Source organism: Pseudomonas sp. Sample_20, assembly GCF_004307585.1.
In the GTDB taxonomy this organism is placed as follows: domain Bacteria; phylum Pseudomonadota; class Gammaproteobacteria; order Pseudomonadales; family Pseudomonadaceae; genus Aquipseudomonas; species Aquipseudomonas atacamensis.
This window is the reverse complement of record NZ_RCOA01000016.1, coordinates 98,400-116,719: the sequence shown is the minus strand read 5'-3', so window position 1 is coordinate 116,719 and position 18,320 is coordinate 98,400. Positions and strand designations below refer to the sequence as shown.

General features: G+C 61.9%; 15 protein-coding genes. 12 read left to right on the top strand and 3 right to left on the bottom strand.

The window, feature by feature from the left end:
* Positions 1-1,737: an arginine--tRNA ligase gene (gene argS / locus D8U70_RS02615; RefSeq protein ID WP_130928242.1), complete on the bottom strand. Its 1,737-nt coding sequence runs from the start codon at positions 1,735-1,737 to the stop codon at positions 1-3.
* Between argS and D8U70_RS28115 the strand changes: the two genes are divergently transcribed.
* Positions 1,736-1,858: a hypothetical protein gene (locus tag D8U70_RS28115; protein WP_256674698.1), complete on the top strand. Its 123-nt coding sequence runs from the start codon at positions 1,736-1,738 to the stop codon at positions 1,856-1,858. The genes argS and D8U70_RS28115 overlap by 2 nt on opposite strands.
* Positions 1,859-1,948: 90 nt before the next feature.
* On the opposite strand, the gene D8U70_RS02610 is transcribed toward D8U70_RS28115, so the two are convergent.
* Positions 1,949-4,168 (bottom strand): primosomal protein N', encoded by a 2,220-nt coding sequence (locus D8U70_RS02610; RefSeq protein WP_130928241.1) that lies wholly within the window; start codon positions 4,166-4,168, stop codon positions 1,949-1,951.
* 288 nt (positions 4,169-4,456) lie between these two features.
* On the opposite strand from D8U70_RS02610, the gene rpmE reads away from it, so the two are divergent.
* The 3 genes from rpmE (at position 4,457) to D8U70_RS02595 (ending at position 6,955) form a co-directional block, all read left to right on the top strand.
* On the top strand, positions 4,457-4,678 hold the full coding sequence (rpmE, locus tag D8U70_RS02605; protein WP_016772055.1) for a 50S ribosomal protein L31: 222 nt from the start codon (positions 4,457-4,459) through the stop codon (positions 4,676-4,678).
* 41 nt (positions 4,679-4,719) lie between these two features.
* Positions 4,720-5,502 (top strand): thermonuclease family protein, encoded by a 783-nt coding sequence (locus D8U70_RS02600; protein WP_130928240.1) that lies wholly within the window; start codon positions 4,720-4,722, stop codon positions 5,500-5,502.
* Positions 5,503-5,686: 184 nt separating this feature from the next.
* Positions 5,687-6,955, top strand: coding sequence for a malic enzyme-like NAD(P)-binding protein (locus D8U70_RS02595; protein ID WP_016772053.1), 1,269 nt, complete (start codon positions 5,687-5,689; stop codon positions 6,953-6,955).
* A 240-nt stretch (positions 6,956-7,195) separates the two neighbouring features.
* Here D8U70_RS02595 and D8U70_RS02590 read toward each other — a convergent pair whose 3' ends face one another.
* On the bottom strand, positions 7,196-9,643 hold the full coding sequence (locus D8U70_RS02590; protein ID WP_130928239.1) for a penicillin-binding protein 1A: 2,448 nt from the start codon (positions 9,641-9,643) through the stop codon (positions 7,196-7,198).
* Positions 9,644-9,859: 216 nt separating this feature from the next.
* Here D8U70_RS02590 and D8U70_RS02585 point away from each other — a divergent pair, with 216 nt between their 5' ends.
* From D8U70_RS02585 to D8U70_RS02550, 8 genes are all read left to right on the top strand, one after another.
* The gene (locus D8U70_RS02585; protein WP_073471600.1) at positions 9,860-10,924 is read left to right on the top strand and encodes a pilus assembly protein PilM; all 1,065 of its coding nucleotides are present in this window, start codon (positions 9,860-9,862) and stop codon (positions 10,922-10,924) included.
* Positions 10,924-11,490 (top strand): PilN domain-containing protein, encoded by a 567-nt coding sequence (locus D8U70_RS02580; protein WP_016772051.1) that lies wholly within the window; start codon positions 10,924-10,926, stop codon positions 11,488-11,490. The genes D8U70_RS02585 and D8U70_RS02580 overlap by 1 nt, the downstream gene beginning before the upstream one ends.
* A complete protein-coding gene (gene pilO, locus D8U70_RS02575) occupies positions 11,487-12,110 on the top strand; it encodes a type 4a pilus biogenesis protein PilO (RefSeq protein ID WP_071174143.1) in 624 nt (207 codons plus the stop codon). The genes D8U70_RS02580 and pilO overlap by 4 nt, the downstream gene beginning before the upstream one ends.
* On the top strand, positions 12,107-12,631 hold the full coding sequence (locus D8U70_RS02570) for a pilus assembly protein PilP (protein WP_073471601.1): 525 nt from the start codon (positions 12,107-12,109) through the stop codon (positions 12,629-12,631). Before pilO ends, D8U70_RS02570 begins: the two co-directional genes overlap by 4 nt.
* A 13-nt stretch (positions 12,632-12,644) precedes the next feature.
* On the top strand, positions 12,645-14,723 hold the full coding sequence (gene pilQ / locus D8U70_RS02565) for a type IV pilus secretin PilQ (protein ID WP_110602602.1): 2,079 nt from the start codon (positions 12,645-12,647) through the stop codon (positions 14,721-14,723).
* Positions 14,724-14,727: 4 nt separating this feature from the next.
* Complete coding sequence (gene aroK / locus D8U70_RS02560) at positions 14,728-15,246, top strand: shikimate kinase AroK (RefSeq protein ID WP_024011270.1); 519 nt, start codon at positions 14,728-14,730, stop codon at positions 15,244-15,246.
* Positions 15,247-15,398: 152 nt separating this feature from the next.
* Positions 15,399-16,499, top strand: coding sequence for a 3-dehydroquinate synthase (gene aroB / locus D8U70_RS02555; RefSeq protein ID WP_073471604.1), 1,101 nt, complete (start codon positions 15,399-15,401; stop codon positions 16,497-16,499).
* Between the two features lie 10 nt (positions 16,500-16,509).
* Entirely contained in the window at positions 16,510-18,102 is a 1,593-nt protein-coding gene (locus D8U70_RS02550; protein WP_130928238.1) for an AAA family ATPase, read from the top strand.
* Positions 18,103-18,320: the final 218 nt, after the last annotated feature.

The window sequence follows — 18,320 nt, the reverse complement described above, 5'->3', positions numbered from 1 at the left end:
TTACATACGCTCCAGAGTTTCCAGACCCAACAGCTCCAGGCCTTGCTTGAGGGTGCGACCGGTCAGTGCGGCCAGACGCAGACGGCTCTGCATCTGCGCCGGGGTGTCGGCGGCGAGGATCGGGCAGTTCTCGTAGAAGCTGGAGAACAGGCCGGCGACGTCGTACAGGTAGGTGCAGAGAATGTGCGGCGTACCTTTTTCAGCGACGTTGTTCAACACTTCGCCGAACTGCGCCAGCTTCGCCGCCAGCTCCTGCTCTTGCGCCGCTTCGAGGACGATCTCGCCGTCGACTTCGCTGAAGTCCTTGCCCAGTTTACGGAACACACCGGCCACGCGGGTGTAGGCGTACAGCAGATACGGCGCGGTGTTGCCTTCGAAATTGAGCATCAGGTCAAAGTTGAAGCTGTAATCGCTGGTGCGATGCTTGGACAGGTCGGCGTATTTCACCGCGCCGATGCCGACGACCTTGGCGATGTTGCGCAACTCGTCTTCGGCCAGGGTCGGGTTCTTCTCTTTCACCAGGTTGTAGGCACGTTCCTGGGCTTCGGTGAGCAGATCGATCAGCTTCACGGTGCCGCCATCACGGGTCTTGAACGGACGGCCATCGGCGCCGTTCATGGTACCGAAACCCATGTGTTCCATTTCCATCGGATGGGTGACGAAACCGGCCTTGCGCGCCACCGCGAAGACCTGCTGGAAGTGCAGGGCCTGGCGCTGGTCGACGAAATACAGCGCACGATCAGCCTTGAGCTTGCCGCTGCGGTAGCGCACGGCGGCGAGGTCAGTGGTGGCGTACAGGTAACCGCCATCGGCCTTGACGATGATCACCGGCAGCGGATCGCCATCGGCGTTCTTGAACTCGTCGAGGAACACGCACTGGGCGCCGTTGCTCTCGACCAGCATGCCGGCAGCCTTGAGGTCGTTGACCACATTGATCAGGTCATCGTTATAGGCACTTTCGCCCATCACGTCGGCCATGGTCAGTTTGACGTTGAGCAGTTCGTAGATCTTCTGGCAGTGCGACAGCGAGATGTCCTTGAACCGGGTCCACAGTGCCAGGCATTCGGCATCGCCAGCCTGCAACTTGACCACCAGGCCACGGGCGCGGTCGGCGAATTCTTCGGACTCGTCGAAACGCTGCTTGGCCGCACGGTAGAAGTTTTCCAGGTCGGACAGCTCGTCGCTGGTGATCGGGTTCTCCTGCAGATAAGCCATCAGCATGCCGAACTGAGTGCCCCAGTCGCCGACGTGATTCTGGCGGATCACCTCGTCGCCGAGGAACTCAAGCACCCGGGCCACGCCGTCGCCGATGATGGTCGAGCGCAAGTGGCCGACGTGCATCTCTTTGGCCAGGTTCGGCGCCGACAGATCGACCACGGTGCGCTGCGCCGGGCCGGCCTTGCGCACGCCGACACGGGCGTCGGCCAGTGCGGCGTCGAGGCGCGAGGCCAGGGCCTGGGTGTTCTGGAAGAAATTGATGAAACCCGGGCCGGCGATTTCGGCCTTGGTGACGTTCTCGTCAGCGGGCAGGGCGGCGATGATTTTCTCCGCCAGATCGCGCGGCTTCATGCCGGCAGGCTTGGCCAGCATCATGGCGATGTTGCTGGCGAAGTCGCCGTGGGTCTTGTCGCGGGCGTTCTCCACCTGGATCGCCGGCGTCAGGCCTTCAGGCAACACACCTTCGTTGACAAGTTGGGTGAGGGCTTGCTGGATCAGCTGGCGAATGGTGTCTTTCATGGTCTTCTCTTTCGACCGCAAGCGCGGCGGGCGCATCGATGCGCGGGTGGAAAAACTGGGCATTATCCGTTGCGAAGACGGGCTTGCCAACCTTAGCAGGCAGCTTATGGATTTGTGGTGACAATTCGACCGTTATCGCTGGCAAGCCAGCTCCCACAAGAGCGGCGCAGTCCCTGTGGGAGCTGGCTTGCCAGCGATAGCAATCGATCAATCAGTACAAGTCGACGGGATCAACATCCAGCGACCAGCGCACCGCCCGCCCGCTCGGCATCTGCTCCAGCACCAGCATCCAGCTGGCCAGCAAGCGATGCAACGGTGCCCGCGCGGTCGCCTGCAACAACAGCTGCGCGCGATAACGCCCGGCACGGCGCTCCATCGGTGCCGGCACCGGCCCGAGCAATTCGATGCCGCTCAGATTCAATTCCGCCAGCAAGCGCTCGGCCGCGCTGCACGCTTCATCGAGAAAACCTTCCGCCTGCCCCGGCTTGTGCGCCTCGGCACGCAACAGCGCCAGATGGGCGAATGGCGGCAAGCCGGCGGCGCGACGTTCGCTCAAGGCTTGTTCGGCGAAGGCGAAATAACCCTGCTCGGTCAGTTGCACCAATAAAGGGTGGTCGGCCAAATGCGTCTGGATGATCACCCTGCCCGGCTCCTCAGCCCGGCCGGCGCGCCCGGCGACCTGGACGATCAGTTGCGCCATGCGCTCGCTGGCGCGGAAGTCGCCGGAAAACAGGCCACCGTCGGCATCCAGAATCGATACCAGCGTCACTCTTGGGAAATGGTGCCCTTTGGCCAACATCTGCGTGCCGACCAGAATGCACGGCTGGCCTTTCTGGATCGTCGCGAACAACTGATTCATCGCGTCCTTGCGCGAGGTGCTGTCGCGATCGACGCGCAGTACCGGGTAATCCGGGAACAGAATCGCCAGACGCTCTTCGGCGCGTTCGGTACCGGCGCCGACCGGGCGCAGATCGACCTTGCTGCACTTCGGGCACTGGCGTGGCGTGCGCTCAACGTTGCCGCAGTGGTGACAGCGCAACTCGCCGTAACGCTGGTGCACGGTCATGCGCGCATCGCAGCGCGAGCACTCGGACATCCAGCCGCAATCGTGGCAGAGCAGGGTCGGGGCAAAGCCGCGCCGGTTGAGGAACACCAGCACCTGCTGGCCGTTGGCGAGGGTCTGGCCGATGGCTTGCTGCATCGGCCCGGAAATACCGCTGTCGAGCGGACGGCTTTTGACGTCCAGACGCAGGAAGCGCGGTTGCTTGGCGCCGCCGGCGCGCTCGTTCAGGCGCAGCAGGCCATAGCGACCGGTGTAAGCGTTATGCAGGCTTTCCAGCGACGGCGTGGCGGAGCCGAGCACGATCGGGATGTTTTCCTGCCGTGCGCGTACCAGCGCCAGATCGCGAGCGTGGTAGCGCAGACCTTCCTGCTGTTTATAGGACCCGTCGTGTTCTTCATCGATGATGATCAGCCCGGGATTTTTCATCGGCGTGAACAGGGCCGAACGGGTGCCGATAATAATGTCGGCCTCGCCATCACGGGCGGCGAGCCAGGCTTCCAGGCGTTCGCGATCATTTACCGCCGAGTGCAGCAGGGCGATGCGCGCATTGAAGCGCTGTTCGAAGCGCGCCAGGGTTTGCGGGCCGAGGTTGATCTCCGGAATCAGCACCAGGGCCTGTTTGCCGGCTTCGAGGGTCTCGCGAATCAGTTGCAGATAGACTTCGGTCTTGCCGCTGCCGGTGACGCCGGCCAGGAGAAAAGCGTGGTAACTGTCGAAGCCGGCGCGAATCGCTTCATACGCCGCGCGCTGTTCGCTGTTGAGCGGCAGCTCCGGTTGCGCCAGCCAATGTTCATGGCGAGCGCCGGGGGCGTGGCGGCGGATTTCGACCTGCACCAGCCCCTTGGCCAGCAGCAGATCGAGGCTGTCCTTGCTCAGCATCAGTTTGCTCAGCAACTGATGGGCGACGCCGTGGGGGTGCTGGGCCAGCGTGGTCAGCGCCTCGCGCTGGCGTGGCGCACGGGCCACTCGCGGGTCGTCAACGCTGGCGCCCGGAGCAATCGACCAGAAGCGTTCCTGCCGGGCTTCGGCCAACTCGCCCTGACGCAGCAATACTGGCAAGGCCCAGTTCAAGGTGTCGCCGAGGCTGTGCTGGTAATACTGCGCGGTCCACAGGCACAGCTTGAACAGCGCTGGCGGCAGTGGCGAAGTCGTGTCGAGCAGGGCCAGCGCCGGCTTGAGTTTTTCTGCCGGCACTTCGCTGGTGTCGGTGATCTCGACCAGAATGCCGATCATCTCGCGCCGGCCGAACGGCACCCGCAGGCGCATGCCCGGCTGCAATTGCTCGCGCCGCACCCCGGCCGGCGCCCGGTAATCGAACAGGCGGCGCAAAGGCGAAGGCAGGGCAAGGCGCAGAATGGCGTCGGGCACGCGGGGGGATCTCTATAAACGCAAAAGAAGGGTTGAACGCAGATCAATTGTGGGAGCGAGCTTGCTCGCGAAGGCGGTGTATCAGACGCTTGGACATTGACTGACACAACGCATTCGCGAGCAAGCTCGCTCCCACAGGGGAACGCGTTCAAGGTCGGGAGCCTAGCAGACGGTCGGTCTCGGTGACAGCTTGCGCGATTGAAAAGGTCTGGTAGAATCCGCGGCCTAATTACGTGCGGTATTCAACAATAGTGTTGGGTGGCGGCACGCTAGCCTGAGGAAGACACCATGAAAGCCGAAATCCATCCGAACTACCCGGAAATCGCTGTTACCTGCAGCTGCGGTAACAAGTTCGAAACTCGTTCGACCTACGGCAAAGCCCTGGCGATCGACGTTTGCAACGAATGCCACCCGTTCTACACCGGTAAGCAGAAGACTCTGGACACCGGCGGCCGTGTGCAGAAGTTCGCAGACCGTTTCGCTACTTTCGGCGTCGGCAAAAAAGCCTGAGGCTGATCATTTTGGAAGGTCGTTTCGACTGCTCCAGACTGATGAAAAAGGCGTCCCTTGCGGGCGCCTTTTTTGTGTCTGCGATTTGGCTGTCCGCCGCCCAGGCCTTTTGTCCGGCACCCGCAGGTCTGGCCAGCGTTTCCGTGCAGCGGGTGGTCGATGGCGACACCCTGCGCCTGAGCGATGGCCGCAGCGTGCGCATGATCGGCCTCAATACGCCGGAGCTGGGCAAGCAGGGCCGCAGCGACGAACCCTTCGCCGTGGCGGCGCGCAAACGCTTGCAAGCACTGGTCGATGACAGCGGCGGCCGGGTCGGTCTGCGGCCCGGCAAGCAGGCGAAAGACCATTACGGGCGTACGCTGGCGCATGTTTACAGTGTCAGCGGTGCCAATCTCGAAGCGCAGATGCTTGCCGCTGGCCTGGGTTTTCAGGTCGCGGTGGCGCCGAACATCGATCTGGTCGCCTGCCAGCAGGCCGCCGAACGCAGCGCGCGACAGGCCGGGCTTGGTCTCTGGCGGCAATCGCCGGTCCAGAAAGCGCAGCAGATCCAGCGTTCAGGCTTCGCCGTAGTAAGCGGTCGGGTGAGCAAGGTGCAGCGCAATCGCGGCGGAATCTGGATCGAGTTGCAGGACACGCTTGTATTGCGGGTTGCACCCAATCTGCTCGGACAATTTGACAGTGCTGGTTTGCAAGCATTGAAAGGCAGGCAGATCGAGGCGCGTGGCTGGGTGGTTGACCGATCCCGGCGCGGTGGTCTGCAAAAAGGTCAGGCGCGCTGGTTGCTGCCGTTGACCGATCCTTCGATGCTGCAAGTATCGCGCTGAAGAAAAATTGTAGACATTTTTACGGTTGATTGTGAACAGTCCAGCCCTTGTGCGCCGTGGCTCTTGGCCCAAAGTCGTAGGGCAGGGCGCTTGACAGCGGTGACTGCCCAGTCTTGTGGGGACTTTGCGAGGCGCGTATCCTCGCTGACCAGTCTGTCCAACAGTAAAAAAGCGGAATGCCAAAATGTCTGATCTGAAAACTGCCGCTCTCGAATACCACGCCAATCCTCGTCCGGGGAAGCTGAGTGTCGAGCTCACCAAGGCCACTGCTACCGCCCGCGACCTGTCGCTGGCCTACAGCCCCGGCGTAGCTGAACCAGTGCGCGAGATTGCTCGCGATCCTGAACTGGCCTACAAATACACCGGCAAGGGCAACCTGGTGGCAGTCATTTCCGACGGCACCGCGATCCTGGGTCTGGGCAACCTCGGCCCACTGGCTTCCAAGCCTGTAATGGAAGGCAAGGGCGTACTGTTCAAGCGTTTCGCCGGCATCGACGTATTCGACATCGAAGTCGACTCGGAAAGCCCGCAGGCCTTCATCGACACCGTCAAGCGCATCTCCATCACCTTCGGTGGCATCAACCTGGAAGACATCAAGGCGCCAGAGTGCTTTGAGATCGAACGCGCTCTGATCGAGCAGTGCGATATTCCGGTGTTCCACGATGACCAGCACGGCACCGCGATCGTGACCGCTGCGGGCATGATCAACGCCCTGGAAATCGCTGGCAAAACCCTGCCGGAAGCAAAGATTGTCTGCCTCGGCGCCGGCGCTGCCGCCATCTCCTGCATGAAACTGCTGGTGAGCATGGGCGCTCGCATCGAAAACATCTTCATGGTTGACCGTACCGGCGTGATCCACTCCGGCCGTGACGACCTGAACCAGTACAAAGCCGTGTTCGCCCACGCTACCGAGAAGCGCACCCTGGCAGACGCACTGGCAGGCGCTGACGTATTCGTCGGTCTGTCCGGTCCGAACCTGCTGAGCGCCGAAGGCCTGCTGTCGATGGCGGCCAACCCGATCGTCTTCGCCTGCTCCAACCCGGATCCGGAAATCTCCCCGGAACTGGCGCACGCCACCCGTAGCGACGTGATCATGGCCACCGGCCGTTCGGACTACCCGAACCAGGTCAACAACGTGCTGGGCTTCCCGTTCATCTTCCGTGGTGCCCTGGACGTTCGCGCCAAGCGCATCAACGAAGAAATGAAAGTCGCCGCCGCCAACGCCCTGCGCGAACTGGCCAAACTGCCTGTTCCACAGGACGTGTGCGATGCCTACGGCGGTGCTCCGCTGGAATTCGGCCGTGAGTACATCATTCCGAAACCAATGGACAAGCGCCTGATTACCCTGATCTCCGACGCCGTGGCCAAGGCTGCGATCGAGACCGGCGTGGCCACCCTGCCGTATCCGAAGAACTACCCGCTGAAAAGCGTGGATGACGTGTTCAACGGCTAAGTCGTTGTAGCGCTTCAAACAAAAGCCTCGGCTCGCGAGAGTCGGGGCTTTTTTATACCTGCGAGTTTTGCCGTGCTGTTGAGGGCCTCTTCGCGAGCAGGCTCGCTCCCACCTTGAAATGCATTCCTCTGTGGGAGCGAGTCTGCTCGCGAAGACCTCAGACCAGTCAGCGCATGAACTGGCAGGTATAAAAAAAGCCCCGCACTTCTCACGAAGGCGGGGCTTTTCATTAGCTCAGCATCAGAACAGATCGATCGGCGCCTGCTCATCCGCCGGCAGCGGGCTGCCTGGCACGGCGCCGTTGCCCAGCTCGTTCACAGATGGCGGCGTGTCTTCGGCCTTGAACAGTTCGAAATACGCGCCCGGTGTGCTCGGCGTCGCGGCGCGGCCACTGACCGGATCCACCCGCAGGCTGAGCAGACCTTCCGGCTCAGGCTGCACATGCGGCGGCTTGTCTTTCAGCGCGGCCGACATGTAATTCATCCAGATCGGCAGCGCCACAGTACCGCCAAACTCACGGCGCCCGAGGCTTTCCGGCTGGTCGAAACCGGTCCACACCGTGGTTACGTAATCAGCGTTGTAGCCGGAGAACCAGGCATCTTTCGATTCGTTGGTGGTACCGGTCTTGCCGGCGATGTCGCTGCGGCCCATGGCCAGTGCGCGCCGGCCGGTGCCGAGTTTGATTACGTCCTGCAGCATGCTGTTGAGGATGTAGGTGGTACGTCCATCGACAATCCGCTCGGCCACGGCCGGCGCTTGCGGCACTGCCGGATTGCCGGGCGCTTCACCGGCAACCGGAGCGGCATTGACCGTGAACGACTCGGTAGCCGGCGCAGCGATACCGTCGGTCGCCGCACCACCCTGTGGCACGGTCGGCGGGTTGGCGACGAACAGCGTGTCGCCGTTACGGCTTTCGATCCTGTCGATGATGTACGGGGTGATCTTGTAGCCGCCGTTGGCAAAGGTGCTCCAGCCAGTGGCGATTTCCATCGGCGTCAGCGTTGCGGTGCCGAGTGCCAGCGACAGGTTCGGCGGCAGGTCCTGCTTGTTGAAGCCGAAGCGGGTGATGTAGTCGATGGTCTTGCCCACGCCCATGGCCTGCAACAGGCGGATCGACACCAGGTTGCGCGACTTGTACAGCGCTTCACGCAGGCGGATCGGGCCGAGGAAGGTGTTGGTGTCGTTCTTCGGCCGCCAGACCTTGTCCAGGTACTCGTCGACGAACACGATCGGCGCATCGTTGACCAGGCTGGCAGCGGTGTAGCCGTTATCCAGCGCAGCGCTGTAAACGAATGGCTTGAAGCTCGAACCCGGCTGACGCTTGGCCTGCATGGCGCGGTTGTAGTTGCTCTGCTCGAAAGCGAAGCCACCCACCAGCGAACGGATCGCACCGTTTTGCGGATCCAGCGACACCACCGCGCCCTGAGCCTGCGGAATCTGGCTGAATTTCAGCGAATTGTCGGTCTGGCGCTGCACGCGGATCAGATCGCCGACCTGCGCGACATCCGACGGCTGGCGCGGGTTGGCGCCCATGCTGTTGGTATTGAGGAACGGTCGCGCCCATTTCATCGTGTCCCAGGCAACGTGCTCTTCACCGGTGCGGGTCAACACTTGCAGGCCGGTTTTATCGACTTGGGTAACGATCGCAGGTTCGAGGCTGCTGATGGTGCGCTGCTTGGTCAGTTCGCTGGCCCAGGCTTCGCGGGTCTTGCCTGGCAGGCGCGACTCGGGGCCACGGTAGCCGTGGCGCTGGTCGTAAGTCATCAAGCCTTCGTGCAGTGCGGTGTTGGCCATTTCCTGCAGATTGCTCGGCACTGTGGTGGTGACGCGGAAGCCTTCGGTGTAGGCCTCGCTGCCATAACGACCGACCATTTCGGCACGGGCCATTTCGGCGATGTACGGTGCGTTCACTTCCGGGGTCGGCACGTGGTAGCTGGCGTTCAGCGGCTCGTTGATCGCGGCGGTGTAGTCGGCTTCGCTGATCTTGCCCAGCTTGTACATGCGCCCGAGGATCCAGTCGCGGCGTTCTTTGCTGCGTGCCGGGTTGGCCAGCGGGTTGAAGCGCGACGGAGCTTTTGGCAGACCGGCAATCATCGCCATCTGCGCGAGGCTGATGTCACGGATCGATTTACCGTAATACACCTGCGCCGCCGCCTCGATGCCGTAGGCGCGGTTACCCAGGTAGATCTTGTTGACGTACAGCTCAAGGATCTCGTCCTTGGTCAGTTGTCGTTCGATCTGCAAGGCGAGGAGAATTTCCGTGGTTTTACGCGAGAAGCTGCGCTCGCTGGTGAGGAAGAAGTTCTTCGCCACCTGCATGGTGATGGTGCTGCCGCCGGACTGAATGTGCCCGCTCTTGACCAATTGCGTTGCCGCGCGCATCAGGCTGCTCGGATCGACGCCATAGTGATTGGCGAAATTGTCGTCTTCAGCACTTAGTAACGCATTGATGAAATTGGGTGGAATGTCGGCGAAACGGATCGGTGTACGGCGCATTTCGCCAAATTCTGCGATCAACTTGTTGTCGCTGCTGTAGACGCGCAGAGGAATCTGCAACTGAATGCTTCTCAGCGCCTCCACAGACGGCAAACCCGGACTAAGGTAAAGAAAGGCGCCGCTGAGACCTAAGAGCAGTCCGCAGAAAACGGCGACGATGGACCAACCGAAAAATTTCAGCAGACGAATCAAGGCTTTTGGACATCCAGGGCAAAGAATGAATTTGGCACGGGGCTGCGGTTACACACAGAGCCATCCGCGCGGGCAGTAAAAAGCGGAAAAAATCGCTGGGCATTATAAGCACTTTTCCGTCGGAGGCGTCATTGGCGCTTCTGTCAAGACGGGGGTGAAGGAACGCAATGCGTATTACAGAGTCCGTAACTCACGGAAAGTCATAGGGAATTGGTAGTGCTGGGACTCTTCAATAAAAAGACCAATGCGTTACTGGGGATCGACATCAGCTCCACGTCGGTGAAGCTGCTGGAACTGAGCCGTCAGGGCGAGCGCTACCGGGTCGAGGCCTACGCGGTGGAGGCGTTGCCGGCGAACGCTGTGGTCGAAAAGAACATCGCCGAACTCGAGGGCGTTGGCCAGGCACTGAGCCGCCTGCTGGTCAAGGCGCGTACCGGGGTCAAGAGCGTGGCAGTGGCGGTGGCCGGTTCGGCGGTGATCACCAAGGTCATCGAGATGGACGCCGGGCTGTCCGACGACGAACTGGAAAACCAGCTCAAGATCGAGGCCGACCAATACATTCCCTATCCGCTGGACGAAGTCGCCATCGACTTTGAAGTCCAGGGCGTCTCGCCGCGCAACCCGGAACGGGTCAACGTGCTGCTCGCCGCCTGTCGCAAGGAAAACGTCGAGGTGCGTGAAGCGGCGCTGGCGCTCGCCGGCCTGACCGCGCGGGTGGTGGATGTCGAGGCCTACGCGCTGGAGCGCTCGTTCGGCCTGCTGGCGACGCATCTGGCGGCCTCCCAGGAGCGCCTGACCGTGGCAGTGGTCGACATCGGTGCGACCATGACCACCCTCAGCGTCCTGCACAACGGCAAGATCATCTACACCCGCGAGCAATTGTTCGGCGGACGCCAGCTCACCGAAGAGATCCAGCGCCGCTACGGCCTCACGGTCGAACAGGCGGGCCTGGCGAAAAAACAGGGCGGGCTGCCTGACGATTACGTCAGCGAGGTCCTGCAGCCATTTCGCGAGGCGCTGGTGCAGCAGGTCTCGCGCTCGCTGCAGTTCTTCTTCGCCTCCGGCCAGTACAACGCGGTCGACCATATCCTGCTGGCCGGCGGCACCGCCTCGGTGCCCGGCCTGGACCGTCTGATCGAACAGCGTCTGGACACGCCGACGCAGGTCGCCAACCCGTTCGCCGACATGGCTTTAGGCAGCAAGGTCAATGCTGGGGCGCTGGCCAGTGATGCGCCAGCCTTGATGATTGCCTGCGGGCTCGCGCTCAGGAGTTTCGACTGATGGCGCGGATCAACCTTCTCCCCTGGCGCGAGGAGCGCCGCGAAGAACGGCGCAAACGCTTTCTGCTGGTCCTGATCGGCGTGCTGGCCGGCTCGATCGGCGCGGTGCTGATTGCCGACCAGATCATCACCGCGGCCATCGAGCGGCAAATGGCTCGCAACGATTACATCGGCAAACAGATTGCCGTGGTCGACGAACGCATCAAACAGATCAGCGAACTCAAGGCGCGCCGCCAGCAATTGGTCGAGCGCATGCGCATCATCCAGGACCTGCAGGGCAATCGGCAGATCAGCGGGCGAATCTTCGATCAGCTGGCGCGTACCCTGCCGGACGGCGTGTATTTCACCGATGTGAAAATGGCCGGCAAGACCCTGTCCATCAGTGGCGCGGCGGAGTCGAACAACCGGGTGTCCGAGCTGATGCGCAATCTCGACGCGTCCGACTGGTTCGACGCGCCGAGCCTGAATGAGGTCAAGGCCACCAGCGCCGATCAGGTCGAACAGGCCAACGTCTTCCAGCTGACCGTTCGTCAGACCCAGCCCAAGGTTGTGGAGGACGAGCAATGAACGCCTCCGAGTGGCTGCAAAGCCTGCGCAACATCGATTTCAACGACCTCGACACCAGTAACATCGGTTCCTGGCCGCCTGCCGTGAAAACCCTGTGCGGTGCGCTGGTGATGGTGTTGATCCTCGCGCTTGGCTATTACTTCTTCATCAGCGACATGGAAAATCAGCTCGACCTCAAGCGCGAAGAAGAAATCACCCTCAAGGAACAATTCGCCAGCAAGGCGCGGCTGTCGGCGAACCTTGAGCTGTATACCCAGCAAATGAAGGAAATGGAAAACACCTTCGGCGTGCTGCTGCGGCAATTGCCCAGCGACACCGAAGTGCCGGGCCTGCTTGAAGACATCACCCGCACCGGTCTGGGCAGCGGCCTGGAATTCGAGGAAATCAAGCTGCTGCCGGAAGTGACCCAGCCGTTCTACATCGAACTGCCGATCCAGATCACCGTAACCGGTGCCTATCACGACCTCGCCACCTTCGTCAGCGGCGTCGCCGGCCTGCCACGAATTGTCACTCTGCACGATTTCGAACTGGCGCCGGCCAATCCCGAGGGCGGGACGAAGCTGCGCATGAGCATTCTTGCCAAGACGTACCGCTATAACGACAAGGGGCTGGAGAAATGACCCCGATTCGTTATCTCGTCCTGCCCATGCTGCTGGCGTTGAGCGGCTGCGGTGGCGGCGATGACTTCAGCGACCTCGACGCGTACCTCAACGAAGTGCGCCTGCGCCCGGCGGGCAAGATTGAACCAACGCCGACATTCCGGTCTTACCCCACATTCACTTACAGCGCCGCCAACCTGCGCAGCCCGTTTTCGCGGCAGGCGCGGGTCGATCTGGCCGGGCAGAAGCACGGCTCGCGCAACGTCAAACCCGACCCCAACCGGGTCAAGCAATACCTTGAAGGGTTCAATATCGAGCAGTTCGAAATGGTCGGCACGATTGCCAATGCCTCGGGCTCGTTTGCGTTGTTGCGCGGCGCAGGCGGGGTGCATCGCCTGAAGGTCGGCGACTACCTGGGCCGCAACGACGGCCGCATCGTCGCCATCAGCCCTACCCAGGTCGATGTCGTGGAGATCGTGCCCGACGGCGCCGGCGCCTGGCTGGAGCGGCCGCGCACCATTCCTTTGAAAGAGCACTCATAGTGGAAGTCGAATAATGAACAGGATTTTCTCCACCCTCGGTTTTTCGCTATGGATAGCGCTGGTGTCACCGATGGTAATGGCGGCCAGTCTGAAAGCGCTGGATGTTGCCGCGCTGCCGGGTGACCGCGTCGAACTGAAGCTGTCGTTCGACGGCCCGCCACCACAGCCCAAGGGCTACACAACCGAGTCGCCTGCGCGCATTGCACTGGATCTGCCGGGCGTGACCAGCCAGTTGGCCAGCAGGAATCTTGATCTGGGCAGCGGCAACGCGCGCACGGCCACGGTGGCCGAAGCCAAGGATCGCACGCGGCTGATTGTCAGCCTGACGCAATTGGCGCCGTACAGCACGCGGGTCGAGGGCAATAATCTGTTTGTGGTGGTCGGTCAGGGCGCCTCCACGACTGCGCCGCGCCCGGCTGCCGTTGCACCGCGTGCCGCCACGGCCGCTGCGGCACCTGCCAGACCAGCCGCGCAACGCAGCAGGGCGATTCGCGGTGTCGATTTCCAGCGCGGCACCGAGGGCGAGGGCAACGTGGTCATTGATCTCTCTGATCCGACCATCGCCCCGGATATCCAGGAGCACGACGGCAAGATCATCCTCAGCTTCGCCCGTACGCAATTGCCGGAAAAGCTGCGCGTGCGCCTCGACGTCAAGGACTTCGCCACGCCGGTGCAGTTCGTCAACGCAGCGCTCACCGGCGATCGCACCGTGATCAGTGTCGAGCCCAGCGGCACCTTCGACTACTCCACGTTTCAGACCGACAACAAGCTCACCGTGAGCGTGCGGCCGATGAGCATCGACGACCTGCAAAAGCGCAACGCCGACCGTCAGGCCTATGTCGGCGACAAGCTCTCGCTGAATTTTCAGGACATCGACGTGCGCTCGGTGCTGCAACTGATCGCGGACTTCACCAATCTCAATCTGGTGGCGAGCGATACGGTGCAGGGCGGTATCACTTTGCGCCTGCAGAACGTGCCGTGGGATCAGGCGCTGGATCTGGTGCTGAAAACCAAGGGGCTGGACAAGCGCAAGATCGGCAACGTGCTGCTGGTCGCGCCGGCCGATGAAATTGCCGCTCGCGAGCGCCAGGAACTGGAATCGCAGAAGCAGATCGCCGAGCTGGCGCCCCTGCGTCGCGAGTTGCTGCAAGTCAATTACGCCAAGGCGGCGGACATCGCCAAGCTGTTCCAGTCGGTGACCAGTGCCGAGGCCAAGGTCGACGAGCGCGGTTCGATTACCGTCGATGAGCGAACCAACAACATCATTGCCTACCAGACCCAGGATCGCCTCGACGAACTCCGGCGGATCGTCGCGCAGCTGGATATTCCGGTACGCCAGGTGATGATCGAGGCGCGCATCGTTGAGGCCAACGTCGATTACGACAAGAGCCTGGGCGTGCGCTGGGGCGGTTCGGTGCAGAACAAGGGCAACTGGAACGCCTCCGGGGTCAACGGTTCGTCGAGCACTATCGGTACGCCGGGCAGCACCGGCACCAACTCGCCGTTCGTCGACATGGGCACGGTCAACAATACCTCGGGGATCGGCATCGCTTTCATCACCGACAACGTGCTGCTGGATCTCGAACTGACGGCGATGGAAAAGACCGGCAACGGCGAAATCGTCTCGCAGCCGAAGGTGGTCACCTCGGACAAGGAAACCGCGAAGATCCTCAAAGGCACCGAGATTCCCTATCAGGAGGCCAGCTCCAGCGGCGCGACCTCGGTGTCGTTCAAGGAGGCCTCGCTGTCGCTGGAAGTGACCCCGCAGATCACTCCGGACAACCGCATTATCATGGAGGTCAAGGTCACCAAGGATGAGCCGGACTACCTGAACAAGGTGCAGGATGTGCCGCCGATCAAGAAAAACGAGGTCAACGCCAAAGTGCTGGTAAATGACGGCGAGACCATCGTAATCGGCGGTGTTTTTTCAAATACTCAAAGCAAGGTCGTAGATAAGGTGCCATTTCTTGGCGATGTGCCGTATCTTGGCCGCCTTTTCCGGCGTGATGTGGTTTCGGAGAAAAAATCCGAGCTGCTGGTATTTCTCACTCCGCGTATCATGAATAACCAGGCGATTGCTGTGAGTCGTTGATTCTGTGCGAAATTTGATACTTGTAGGACCGATGGGTGCTGGCAAAAGCACCATCGGCCGATTGCTGGCCAAAGAGCTGCGCCTGCCGTTCAAGGATTCCGACAAGGAAATTGAGCTGCGCACGGGTGCCAATATCCCATGGATCTTCGACAAGGAAGGCGAGCCCGGCTTTCGTGACCGTGAGCAGGCGATGATTGCCGAGCTGTGCGCGTTCGATGGCGTGGTGCTGGCGACCGGCGGCGGCGCAGTGATGCGTGATGCCAATCGCAAGGCCCTGCATGAAGGCGGGCGCGTGGTGTATCTGCACGCCTCCGTTGAGCAGCAGGTCGGCCGCACCTCCCGCGATCGCAATCGGCCGCTGCTGCGTACCGCCGATCCGGCGAAAACCCTGCGCGACCTGCTCGAGATACGTGATCCGCTTTATCGGGAAATTGCCGATCTGGTGGTGGAAACCGACGAGCGGCCGCCACGCATGGTGGTGCTCGACATTCTCGACCGCCTCGCGCAGTTGCCGCCCCGTTAAAGCATCGTCCGAAATGCGCTATCCTCGGCGTCCTGTCAGCGTCCGCCGAGGGTGTGGCGGATGCCGGGCGAGCGGCGTCATACCGCTACAGGCCGCAGAACACCAATAATTTCAGGGCAGGACGCCTGCTTCCATCTTCACTGTGGGGACACATGCAGACACTCAAGGTCGATCTAGGCGAGCGCAGCTACCCGATTCATATTGGCGAAGGTCTGTTGGATCAGCCGGAACTGCTGGCGCCGCACATCCACGGGCGGCAGGTGGCAATCATCTCCAACGAAACCGTCGCGCCGCTCTATCTCGAACGTCTGACCCGCAGCCTTGCGCAGTTCTCGGTGATCTCGGTGGTGTTGCCTGATGGCGAAGCCTTCAAGAACTGGGAAACCCTGCAACTGATTTTCGACGGTCTGCTGACCGCCCGTCATGACCGCCGCACCACCGTGATCGCCTTGGGCGGCGGGGTGATCGGCGACATGGCCGGTTTCGCTGCCGCCTGTTATCAGCGCGGTGTCGATTTCATCCAGATTCCTACCACGCTGTTGTCGCAGGTCGATTCCTCGGTCGGCGGCAAGACCGGCATCAACCATCCGCTGGGCAAGAACATGGTCGGCGCGTTCTATCAGCCGAACGTGGTGCTGATCGATACCGCATCGCTGAAAACCCTGCCGGAGCGCGAGTTGTCGGCGGGCCTGGCGGAAGTCATCAAGTACGGTCTGATCTGCGACGAACCGTTCCTGACCTGGCTGGAAGAAAACGTCGACGCTCTGCGCGCGCTGGACCAGACCGCGCTGACCTATGCGATCGAGCGTTCCTGCGCGGCCAAGGCTGCGGTGGTCGGTGCCGATGAAAAGGAAACCGGCGTACGCGCCACGCTCAACCTCGGCCACACCTTCGGCCACGCCATCGAAACCCATATGGGCTATGGTGTCTGGCTGCATGGCGAGGCGGTCGCGGCGGGCACGGTGATGGCGCTGGAAATGTCCGCGCGCCTGGGCTGGATCAGCGAGCAGGAGCGTGATCGCGGCATTCGTCTGTTCCAGCGCGCCGGTCTGCCTGTCATTCCGCCTGAAGAGATGAGCGAAGCCGATTTTCTCCAACACATGGCAATTGATAAAAAAGTGATCGACGGTCGTCTGCGCCTGGTGCTGCTGCGCCGGATGGGCGAAGCGGTAGTGACCGACGATTATCCGAAAGAGGTTCTACAGGCCACGCTGGGAGCGGATTACCGCGCCCTGGCTCAGCTTAAAGGTTAAAACGATTCCGATGACTAGTTTGCATGCCGACGAGGCGTTTCTCGGCCATTTCCAGTTAAGTCACGACCCGTTCGCGCCACGGGTGCCGGGCTTCAAATTCTTCCCGGCCCAGCGCAAACCGGTGCTGGGTCAACTGCATCACTTGGCGCGTTACAGCCAGTTGCTGCTGGTGGTCACCGGCCCGCAAGGCAGCGGCAAGACCCTGCTGCGGCAGGCGCTCGTTGCCAGTACCAACAAGCAATCGGTGCAGAGCGTGGTGGTTTCCGCCCGTGGCGCCGGTGATGCGGCGGGCGTGCTGCGCCAGGTGGCGCAGGCGCTGGATGTCGCTCAGGCCGAAGTCGGTGCGATTCTCGAGCAGGTGGTGCAACTGGGTCTGACCGGGCAGGAAGTCTATCTGCTGGTGGACGATGCCGAGCAGCTCGACGAGTCCGCGCTGGAAGCGTTGATGGCGCTCGGCGCCGGCACGCCGGAAGGTCGTCCGCATGTGTTCCTGTTCGGCGAGTCGTCGCTGATCGCTCAGCTTGAGGCGTTGCAGCTCGAAGAAGAGCGTTTCCACGTCATCGAATTGCAGCCGTACACCGAAGAAGAGACCCGCGAATATCTCGACCAGCGGCTGGAAGGCGCGGGCCGGGGTGTCGAACTTTTCACCGCAGATCAGATCTCTGATATTCACGAAAGCTCCGAGGGCTGGCCGGGCAACATCAACCAGGTCGCTCGCGATGCACTGATCGAAGTCATGATTGCCAGCCGCTCCGCGGTCAAGCGTCCAAGTATGGGGTTCAACATGCCGAAGAAACACGTATTGGCGATTTCCGCCGTCGTTGTGGTCGCGGTTGCCGCCGCCTGGCTGATGCCGGGTCGCAGCAAGGCACCGACCACCGGTGCTCCGGCCAATGAACAGGCGCAACTGCCACTGGGTCAGGGTGCAGCGAATGGCGCCAACCCGTCCGTCGAATTCGCCGGCAACACCCAGCCGATGCCGCTGCCATTGGTCGGCAACTCGCAGCCGGTCATGCGGGGCCCGCTGGCGGAAGCCGCCGGTGGCATCACCGAAGGCGACGACGGCGTGCCGCTGGAAGGCTCCAGCGATACGCCGCCGACCGTAACCACCTCCGCGCCGCCTGCTGGCGTTCCGGCCGGTCCCGCGCCGACACCGGTTCCGACTCCTGCCGCCAAACCGGCACCAACCCCGGCACCGACGCAGATCGCCACAGCCAAGCCTGCTCCGGCTACCCCGGCGCCAGCTGCGAAACCTGCTCCTGCTCCTGCTCCGGCCAAGCCTGCCGACAAGCCCGTTACCGTGGCCAAGGCTGCCGGTGGCAGCTGGTACGCCGGTCAGCCGACCAGCAATTACGTGGTGCAGATCCTCGGCACCAGCTCGGAAACCGCCGCGCAGAACTTCGTCAAGGAGCAGGGCGGCGAGTACCGTTATTTCAAGAAAGTCCTCAACGGCAAGCCGCTTTACGTGATCACCTACGGCAACTTTGCCAATCGTGATGCGGCCGTTTCTGCCATCAAGGCCTTGCCAGCGAAGGTTCAGGCTGGTAAACCTTGGCCTCGCACTGTCGCCAGCGTCCAACAGGAACTGGCAACAACTCGCTGAAGATTCGGCGGCCTTACCCAGGCCGCCTCTCCCGGCACCTCAAAATCTCCATGAGTGCGCGCCGCCTCCAGGGACGGTTGGCGCTTGCTGACGACCGCGACGCCGCCCCATTTTTTGCTGGGCAAGGCGCGAGGAACGTAGTTTGGTTTTTCCAAATAAGTTCCGAGCAACGCTGCCCAGCGAAAAATGGGGCGCGTCCCTTCGGGTTGCGCGCCAAC

What these genes read in the sequence shown, in the direction of transcription:
- D8U70_RS28115 (WP_256674698.1), top strand. Translation starts at nt 1,736, where the DNA reads ATGGTCTTCTCTTTCGACCGCAAGCGCGGCGGGCGCATCGATGCGCGG.
- argS (WP_130928242.1), bottom strand. Translation starts at nt 1,737, where the DNA reads ATGAAAGACACCATTCGCCAGCTGATCCAGCAAGCCCTCACCCAACTT.
- rpmE (WP_016772055.1), top strand. Translation starts at nt 4,457, where the DNA reads ATGAAAGCCGAAATCCATCCGAACTACCCGGAAATCGCTGTTACCTGC.
- D8U70_RS02600 (WP_130928240.1), top strand. Translation starts at nt 4,720, where the DNA reads ATGAAAAAGGCGTCCCTTGCGGGCGCCTTTTTTGTGTCTGCGATTTGG.
- D8U70_RS02595 (WP_016772053.1), top strand. Translation starts at nt 5,687, where the DNA reads ATGTCTGATCTGAAAACTGCCGCTCTCGAATACCACGCCAATCCTCGT.
- D8U70_RS02580 (WP_016772051.1), top strand. Translation starts at nt 10,924, where the DNA reads ATGGCGCGGATCAACCTTCTCCCCTGGCGCGAGGAGCGCCGCGAAGAA.
- pilO (WP_071174143.1), top strand. Translation starts at nt 11,487, where the DNA reads ATGAACGCCTCCGAGTGGCTGCAAAGCCTGCGCAACATCGATTTCAAC.
- D8U70_RS02570 (WP_073471601.1), top strand. Translation starts at nt 12,107, where the DNA reads ATGACCCCGATTCGTTATCTCGTCCTGCCCATGCTGCTGGCGTTGAGC.
- pilQ (WP_110602602.1), top strand. Translation starts at nt 12,645, where the DNA reads ATGAACAGGATTTTCTCCACCCTCGGTTTTTCGCTATGGATAGCGCTG.
- aroB (WP_073471604.1), top strand. Translation starts at nt 15,399, where the DNA reads ATGCAGACACTCAAGGTCGATCTAGGCGAGCGCAGCTACCCGATTCAT.
- D8U70_RS02550 (WP_130928238.1), top strand. Translation starts at nt 16,510, where the DNA reads ATGACTAGTTTGCATGCCGACGAGGCGTTTCTCGGCCATTTCCAGTTA.